Annotated in this window: 5 protein-coding genes; all 5 read right to left on the bottom strand. The window is 72.2% G+C overall.

The genetic code is table 11. The annotated features are described in order from the left end of the window. Positions 1-47 precede the first annotated feature (47 nt). Positions 48-1184 carry a phosphate ABC transporter substrate-binding protein PstS gene (pstS, locus tag OP86_RS16275; protein WP_030059631.1) on the bottom strand — a complete coding sequence of 379 codons (1137 nt, stop codon included), beginning with the start codon at positions 1182-1184 and terminating at the stop codon, positions 48-50. 244 nt (positions 1185-1428) lie between these two features. Continuing rightward, positions 1429-1872 carry an NUDIX hydrolase gene (locus OP86_RS16280; RefSeq protein ID WP_037786768.1) on the bottom strand — a complete coding sequence of 148 codons (444 nt, stop codon included), beginning with the start codon at positions 1870-1872 and terminating at the stop codon, positions 1429-1431. 121 nt (positions 1873-1993) lie between these two features. Next, positions 1994-3082, bottom strand: a complete 1089-nt coding sequence (locus OP86_RS16285) for a CHAD domain-containing protein (RefSeq protein ID WP_051830147.1) — start codon at positions 3080-3082, stop codon at positions 1994-1996. A 121-nt stretch (positions 3083-3203) separates the two neighbouring features. Beyond that, positions 3204-5555: an RNA degradosome polyphosphate kinase gene (locus tag OP86_RS32955; RefSeq protein WP_418952638.1), complete on the bottom strand. Its 2352-nt coding sequence runs from the start codon at positions 5553-5555 to the stop codon at positions 3204-3206. A gap of 142 nt (positions 5556-5697) precedes the next feature. Then, positions 5698-6732, bottom strand: coding sequence for a mycothiol synthase (mshD, locus tag OP86_RS16295; RefSeq protein ID WP_051830148.1), 1035 nt, complete (start codon positions 6730-6732; stop codon positions 5698-5700). Positions 6733-6852 lie beyond the last annotated feature (120 nt).

Below are 6852 nucleotides of genomic sequence, written 5' to 3' on the forward strand. Positions count from 1 at the left end.
CCGGCCCCCCTCGCTCACGGGGCCGCTCCACCGGTGGTCCCGTCGGGTCAGGCCAGGGTCGGGATGACGGCGTTGACCTTGGTGGTCAGCTCGTTCGGCAGCGGGACGTAGCCCTTGTCGCCGGCCGCCTTCTGGCCCGCGTCGCTGGCGGTGTAGGTCAGGAAGGACTTCAGGGTGTCGAGGGTCTCGGCCTTGTTGCCCTTGTCGCAGACGATCTCGTACGTGACCAGGACCAGCGGGTAGGAGCCCTCGTCCTTGGTCGCGTAGTCGAGCTTCAGCGCCAGGTCGCTGCCGGTGCCGGCGATCTGGGCCTTGGCGAAGGTGTTGGCGGCGTTGGCGGCGGTGGCCTCGACCGGCTTGGAGGCGCCGGTGTTGATGGCGGCGCTCTTCAGGCTGTTGGTCTGGGCGTAGGCCAGCTCGACGTAGCTGATCGAGTTCTTGACCTGCTTCACCTGGGCCGCGACACCGGCGCTGCCGTTGGCCGACTGGCCGCCCTTGGCCGCCCAGGTCTTGCTGGACGGGTAGGACCAGGCGCCCTGGCTGGCGGCGGCGAAGTACTTGGTCAGGTTGTCGGTGGTGCCGGAGTCGTCCGAGCGGTGGAACGACTGGATGTCGGCGTCCGGCAGCTTGGCGCTCGGGTTGAGGGCGACGATGGCCGGGTCGTTCCACTTGGTGATCTGCGAGTCGAAGATCTTGGCGGCGGTCGGGCCGTCCAGGACCAGGCTGTCGACGCCCTCCACGTTGAAGACCAGCGAGATCAGACCGCCGGCCATCGGCAGGTCGATGCCCTGGCCGCCGGTGCAGACCGCCTTGGTGGCCTCGACCTCGGCCGGCTTGAGGGCCGAGTCGGAGCCGGCGAACTGGACCTTGCCCTGGGTGAACTGCTGGATGCCCGCGCCGGAGCCCACACCCTGGTAGTTGATGGTGGTGCCGGAGCAGGCGGCGCCGAAGTTGGTCTTCCACACGTCGATCGCCGTGCCCTGGGCGGTCGAACCGGCGGCGATCAGCGAACCGGGCTTGCCACACGTGATCGCGGCGCCGGCCGCGGCGGAGCCACTGGAGCCGGACGCGGTCGAGGTGCCGTTGTTGTTGTCCGAGCCGCAGGCGGCGAGCGACAGCGAGCTGACGAGCGCCATGGCACCGATGGCGAGGGCCTTGGAGCGGCCGTTCCGCTGGAGCTTCACAGGGGTGTCCCTTTCTGTGGCATTGCCCGTTGCGCGGACCGTACGAGTACGGCGCAGAGCGGGGTTTGCTGTGGTCCGGGGCCCGTGCGGCCCTCCGGTGGTCCCGAAGTTAGGCGGGGGAAGTGACACGACAGCCGGTCACAAGTGAACGGAGGGTGAACCTCGAACGGATGACAGGAAACTACGTCAGGTAGTAACGGTTGCGTCACGACAGGGGCGCGGAGAGATCACTTCCACCGTTTCTTCACCCGCGGAGCCCCGTCGTCCGCACCGGTTTCGCCCCCAGCATCGCCAGCAGGGCGTCGACCAGCAACCGGTCGTGGTCGTGCGTGAGCCGCGCGCGTGCTTTTCCGGCCGGCAGCCACTCCAGCCGGTCCACCTCGCGGTTGGGCCGGAAGGCGCCGGTCGACGGCACCGCCGCCCAGTACCGGACCTCCTTCGGACGGCCCTGCACCTGGTAGTGCTGGGCCGGCAGCTCGGGGCCGAGCAGGCAGCGGAACCCGGTCTCCTCCCACACCTCGCGCAGCGCCGCGTCGGCCATGGTCTCGCCGGGGTCGAGCTTCCCCTTCGGCAGGGTCCAGTCGTCGTACTTCGGCCGGTGGATCAGCGCGATCCGGGGCCGCCCGAGCCGGCCGCTCTTCTTCAGCCGGCCCGGCACCCACAGCACCGCGCCCGCCGCCAGGATCACCGGGCCGCGTCCGGCCGGGGCCGGGCTCGTGGTCGCGGTCGTGATTGTGCTCGTGCTCGCGGTCGTGGTTGTGCTCCTGGCCGGCTGCGCCGCCCGGCCGGGGCCCGTGCGCCCGCCCACCTCAGACCGTCCTCGGGACGGCGGGGTGCCCCCAGCCCTCCGCCGGGGGGAGGTCCAGCCAGCCGTCCGGGCCGGGCGGGAGGTCGGGCCACCGGTGGCCGAAGGCGTACCGCGCCGACTCCACCTCCAGCCGCTGGTCGGCGTGCACCACGCCCAGCACGTACGCGGTCGCCGGGGTGATCCGCGGGGTGCGCGCCGCGGTGGCGGCCGTGACCGCCGCGTCCGCCGCCTCCTGCTGCCGGGCCAGCACCGCGTCCAGCTCGTCCAGCTCGGCGGACGGGCGGCCGCACACCTCCAGCGCGTACCGGGCGCGCTTCACCAGGATCCGCAGCCGCGACCAGGGCGCGTCGTCGGCCGCCAGCGCCGTGTCCGCGTCCACCGCGCCGCGGGCCGCCGGCACCGCGCCCAGCCGGCGCAGCCCGTCCCCGCCGTACGGCGTCGCGGCCCGGTGCAGCGGCAGCTGCTGGGCGGTCGCGGACAGCGCGGCGAACGCCGCGGCCGCCTGCGGCAGCAGCACCGCCGGCGCCCGGCCACCCGCCGAGTCCAGCAGCGGCGCCTCGCCGACGAGCAGCGTCATCCGGTCCGCCAACGCGTGCAGCCGGGCCGAGCGGAGCTCCTGGAGCACCGTGGAGTGCGCCCTGGTCCTGGCCAGGGTGAGCTGCCGGTCCAGCAGCGCCCGCGCCTTGGGGGCGCCCGCGTGGCCGGCCAGCATGCCCGTCCCGCCCGGGTCGGTGCCGCTGAGCGAGTCCAGCGCGCCCAGCAACCGGGCCGAGCGGCGGACGTACCCGGGCTCCAGCGCCAGCAGGTTGAGCAGCCAGCGCAGCTCGGTGCGGGACTCCTGCGCCCAGGCCGGCTCGAAGACCGAGCCGAAGGTGTGCAGCAGCCCGCCGATCCGCCGGACGGCCCGCAGCAGGTCCGAGGTGCCCGCCGCCGGGACGACCGAGGCCGTCCCGGGTCTGGCGCCGACCTCGCCCACCGCCAGCGGCAGGGCGCGCAGGAAGGCGCCGGCCTGGGCGGTGAGGTGGCGGGAAAGGATGTCCCCGGCGGTCTCGGTGGAGGCCGCCTGGGCCGTCATCGGCGCATCGGTCATGGCGTGGTAGATCCCCGTTCCCCCGGGGCCGTCCCCCGGAGCTGGTGGCCGACCGCAGGAGTGGCTGCCCGTAAGAGTGTGGCGGGCGCGCCACCCCGGCGGCTTCGCATCAGTGGACGTGTCAGCGCGAGGTGGCGGCCCGGCGGCGCTGGCGCGAGTCGATCAACAGGTCTTGGACGTGCCGCAGCGGCCGGCCCTCGGCGTCCTGCGAGCGGCGGGTCCAGGCGCCGTCCGACCCCAGGTGCCAGGACTCCGTCTCGTCCGACCCCCCGAGGTCGATCAGCCCGGACAGCTCGGTGCGGTGTGCCGGATCGGTGATCCGCAGCAGCGCCTCGATCCGGCGGTCAAGGTTGCGGTGCATCATGTCGGCGCTGCCGATCCAGACCTCCGGATCGCCGTTGTTGCCGAACACGAAGATCCGGGAGTGCTCCAGGAAGCGGCCCAGGATGCTGCGGACCCGGATGTTCTCGCTCAGCCCCGGCACGCCGGGACGGATCGCGCAGATCCCGCGCACCCAGACGTCCACCGGCACCCCGGCCTGCGAGGCCCGGTACAGCGCGTCGATCAGGGCCTCGTCGACGATCGAGTTGACCTTGAGCTTCACGTACGCCGGGCGGCCCGCCCGGTGGTGGGCGATCTCGTTGTGGATCCGCGAGACCAGCCCGTCGCGCAGGCCGCGCGGGGCGGTCAGCAGACGGCGGTAGGACTCACGGCGCGAGTAGCCGGAGAGCCGGTTGAAGAGGTCCGAGAGGTCGGCGCCGACCTGCGGGTCGGAGGTGAGCAGACCGAGGTCCTCGTACAGCCGGGCCGTCTTCGGGTGGTAGTTGCCCGTCCCCACGTGCGAGTAGCGCCGCAGGGTGTCGCCCTCCTGGCGGACCACCAGCGACAGCTTGCAGTGCGTCTTCAACCCGACCAGGCCGTAGACCACGTGGCAGCCGGACTCCTCCAGCTTGCGGGCCCACTTGATGTTGGCCTGCTCGTCGAAGCGCGCCTTGATCTCGACCAGGACCAGCACCTGCTTGCCGGACTCGGCCGCGTCGATCAACGCGTCCACGATCGGCGAGTCACCGGAGGTCCGGTACAGGGTCTGCTTGATCGCCAGGACGTCCGGGTCGGCGGCGGCCTGCTCCAGAAAGGCCTGCACCGAGGTGGAGAAGCTGTCGTACGGGTGGTGCAGCAGGACGTCGCGCTCGCGCATCGCCGCGAAGATGTCCGGCTGCGAGGCCGACTCGACGTCGGTCAGCCCGCGGGCCGTGCCCGCCACGAACTTGGGGTACTTGAGCTCCGGACGGTCCAGTTCGGCGATCCCGAACAGCCCGGTCAGGTCCAGCGGCCCGGGCAGCGGGAAGACCTCCGCCTCGGTGATGTTCAGCTCCCGCACCAGCAGGTCCAGGATGTAGGGGTCGATCGACTCCTCGACCTCCAGCCGGACCGGCGGGCCGAAGCGCCGCCGCATCAGCTCCTTCTCCAGGGCCTTGAGGATGTTCTCGGTGTCGTCCTCCTCCACCTCCAGGTCCTCGTTGCGGGTGACGCGGAAGGCGTGGTGGGCCAGCACCTCCATCCCCGGGAACAGCTCCTCCAGGTGCGCGCCCATGACGTCCTCCAGCGGGACGTACCGCTGGGGCGAGGCCTCCAGGAAGCGGGCCAGCGACTGCGGCACCTTCACCCGGGCGAAGTGCTTGTGCCCGGAGACCGGGTTGCGCACCACGACGGCCAGGTTGAGCGAGAGTCCCGATATGTACGGGAAGGGGTGCGCCGGGTCGACCGCCAGCGGGGTCAGGACCGGGAAGATCTTCTGCCGGAACAGCGTGTGCAGCCGGGCCTGCTCCTTCTCCGCCAGCTCCGACCAGCGGACCACCTCGATGCCCTCGGCGGCGAGGTCCGGCAGCACCTCCTGCTGGAAGGCGGCGGCGTGCCGGGCCATCAGCTCGCGCGAGCGGGTCCAGATCAGGTCCAGCACCTCGCGCGGCTGGAGGCCGGACGCGCTGCGCTGGGCCACTCCGGTGGCGATCCGGCGCTTGAGGCCGGCCACCCGGACCATGAAGAACTCGTCCAGGTTGCTCGCGAAGATCGCCAGGAACTTGGCCCGCTCCAGCAGCGGGATCCCCGAGTCCTCGGCGAGCTCCAGGACGCGCTCGTTGAACGCGAGCCAACTGCGCTCGCGGTCCAGGAAGCGGCCCTGCGGCAGCGCTTCGAACTCCTGCTCGTCCGCGGCCGGCAGCTCCGGCGGGATCCCCAGCGCACTGGACATCCGGGCCGTCGGCGGCAGCGGGGCAGAGACGGGGCGGGGGATGCTCATGGGCTCCAGCTCCTCCAGCAGCAGGACGGTGTCCGGACGCGTGTGGCTCTGCAGGCCGTCGCCCTCGCCCCGGACGGACCCCGGGGACAGCGCCCATCCGCCGGGCGCGGTCCGTACAGGACCGGCCGGCGTGTGGCGGTCGACTCTGCACGAGCGAGACACTACGGACTTCATCCTGTGATCTTCGCGGCAGCAATTGAATCCACGGTAAACACCGCATGGCCAGGAGGAAAGCTGAGTCGGTCGGGGCAAGGGGTGCTGCCGTCCTGTCCCTGGCCCGCGACCGCTCCTGGGGCTCTGCTCCGCCGTCCGGGCGTCAGAGCGACCGGTTCGCCTGGTACCGGGCTCGGTACATGAGGTCCACCTCGTGAATGGTGAATCCCAGTCGTTCATATACCCGCACAGCGGCCGGATTGTCGGCGTCGACGTAGAGGAGTACGGTGCCCAGCCCGCGCGCGCCGGGACCGGAACCGGTCAGGTGGCGCAGGCCCGCGGCGGTCAGGGCGCGGCCGAGGCCACTGCCCTGCTCGGCCGGGTCCACCCCGACCACGTACACCTCGCCGAGCTGCGGCTCGGTGGCGGTGGCCGGGTGCACCTTGGTCCAGTGGAAGCCGACGACCTTGCCGCCGCGGGTGGCGAGGAAGAAGCCGGCCGGGTCGAACCAGGGCTCGGCGATCCGCTCCGCCAGGTCCTGCCCGGTCCAGGCACCCTGCTCCGGGTGGTGCGCGAAGGCCAGCGCGTTCAGCCGCAGCCACTCGGCGTCGTCCTCCCCCGGACGGAAGGTGCGGAGCTCGATGCCCTCGGGGACGACCACTTCCTCGGTCTGTGGACCGGTGCGGCGCATCTGCCGCAGCTCGCGGACCAGCTCGGCACCGTACGACTCGGCCAGGTGCCGGGCCGCCGGGTGGCCGCCGTGCACCCAGAAGTCCACCGCGTCGCGGCCCGCGCCGTGGGCCGCCGCCAGTACGGCGTCCACCAGCGGGCGGGCCAGGCCCCGGCCGCGGGCGGCCGGGTCGACCACCAGCTCGGCGGCGGGGTTGGCGGTCGGGCCCTGCGGGACTTCGAGCTGGCCGTAGCCGACGACGGCTGCGGACTCCGCTGCGGAGACTGCTTCGGGGACTGCTTCGGGGACTGCTTCGGGGACTGCTTCGGAGACCGCTGCGGATTCGGACTCGACGAGGTGGATGACGCCCGGGCGCGGAGTCTCCGCCGCCCGCAGCCGCAGCCGGCCCTGCTCGGACACGGCGGCCCGGCCGTCCACCGCCTGGGCCTCCGCCAGAACACGCAGAGCACCGTCGCGCTGCCCGGGCCGGAGCACATCGTTCGCAAAGACCGCCGTCTGATCGTCCATGTCCTGACGATACGACACCGGAAATGCGAAGAACCCCCATCCGGGATCCGGATGGGGGTTCTTCTGAAGAATTGTTCGGCGGCGTCCTACTCTCCCACAGGGTCCCCCCTGCAGTACCAT

It is taken from the genome of Streptomyces novaecaesareae, assembly GCF_000716875.1.
GTDB classification, from domain to species: Bacteria; Actinomycetota; Actinomycetes; order Streptomycetales; family Streptomycetaceae; genus Kitasatospora; species Kitasatospora novaecaesareae.